The sequence below is a fragment of the Klebsiella sp. M041 genome, assembly GCF_059759695.1.
The window spans coordinates 1-1,608 of the sequence record NZ_JCAXWU010000055.1 but is presented as its reverse complement, the minus strand read 5'-3'; the positions used below and the strand labels follow the sequence as shown (position 1 = coordinate 1,608).

Here is a 1,608-nt window from a genome sequence, read left to right as displayed (position 1 = left end):
TGTAATGGCTCAATAGTAATGTCCGCCTGTGGCTCAATTCAGATGTCCGCGCTATGGTAAGCTTCACTGGTCCGTTTAAACTACCGGGAGGCATATCATGAGCGCAGAAAGCTCAGGAGTGTTTACTTTGAAAGAGATCAACCGGATCAAGATTATACAGGACGTCATTGAACGTCGCATCACAACGCGCCGTGCGGCCGAGCACCTCGGTATCAGCGACAGGCAATGCCGCAGACTTCTTGCCCGTTACCGTGAAGGGGGACCGCTTGGTATGGCCAGCAGACGATGTGGCATGCGTGGTAACCGCCAGTTGCCACCCGGGCTCGCAGATCAGGCTCTGGAACTGATCAAGACGCGTTATGCTGATTTCGGTCCGACTCTGGCGCGTGAAAAGCTCGAAGAACTCCACGGACTGTTTCTTGGCAAAGAAACTGTCCGGCGCATCATGGTGCGGGCTGGCTTATGGGTTCCCCGTAAACAACGTGCCGCAAGGATCCCTCAACCACGGTACCGGCGTCCGTGTACTGGTGAGCTGATACAAATAGATGGCTGTGATCACGACTGGTTTGAAGGCCGTGGCCCGGCCTGCACCGCGCTGGTCTATGTTGATGATGCAACCAGCAAACTGATGGAACTGTTGTTTGTTAAATCGGAGTCCACGTTTTCTTACTTCGAAGCCACGCGGCGCTATATCGATAAGCATGGTAAACCGCTGGCACTGTACAGCGATAAAGCCGGTGTTTTTCGTGTTAACAATAAACACGCCACAGGCGGAGACGGGCATACTCAGTTTGGGCGAGCCATGCATGAACTGAACATCCAGACTATCTGTGCAGAAACCAGTCCCGCCAAAGGGCGTGTAGAACGAGCTCACCTCACTTTACAGGATCGTCTGGTCAAAGAGCTGCGGTTACAGGGCATTTGTTCAATGGAGGCTGCAAATGACTTCGCTGAGGCCTATATGGCTGACTATAACCGCCGTTTTGGCAAAGTACCGCGACATGATTTTGACGTACACCGTGCTGTAGAACATGATGAGGACCTGGGGCTTATTTTCACTGTTCGTGAAAAACGTAAAGTCTCAAAATCGTTGACGATACAATATGATAAAATGTTGTACCTGATTGAAGACAGCGAACTGAGTCGCCGTGCAATAGGTAAATATATCGATGTGTATCACTATCCTGATGGCAGAAAAGAGCTGCGCCTGAACGGTACGCTACTTCCCTACTCTACCTACGACCGACTGTCAGAAATCGACCAGGGCGCGATTGTCGATAACAAGCGTCTTGGCCGAACCCTGGAGTTTATCAGTCTGGTGCAGAGCAAGCGGGATAACACGCGCTCTCAGTCAATTCCCGCTGGAGATGGCCCTTCCCGACGACGGCCAAAGCAGGAAGGGAAGAAATCCCAGCGCTCACTGGATAATGATGACATGCTCGAAGCACTCAAACAGCTTCAGTCACGTTCAGAGGACATTTTTGGTAAAAGAGCCCGCTGATGGTACTCACTGGCCGGACAGTGGTTGCTCACCAGTTGATATTGTCCGGCCAGACCCATGATGTATTATTCATTTCGTTCAGCATCTTTATGTCCTGCTTTTCACGG

At 51.4% G+C, this 1,608-nt stretch carries 1 protein-coding gene and 1 pseudogene; one reads left to right on the top strand and one right to left on the bottom strand.

Annotated features, from left to right (window positions below):
• Nucleotides 1–97 precede the first annotated feature (97 nt).
• Entirely contained in the window at nucleotides 98–1,501 is a 1,404-nt protein-coding gene (locus tag AC6CWS_RS26420; protein ID WP_001567368.1) for an ISNCY-like element ISKpn21 family transposase, read from the top strand.
• Between the two features lie 28 nt (nucleotides 1,502–1,529).
• Here AC6CWS_RS26420 and AC6CWS_RS26415 read toward each other — a convergent pair.
• Nucleotides 1,530–1,608: pseudogene (locus AC6CWS_RS26415) on the bottom strand (DUF6904 family protein); the annotation flags it as partial.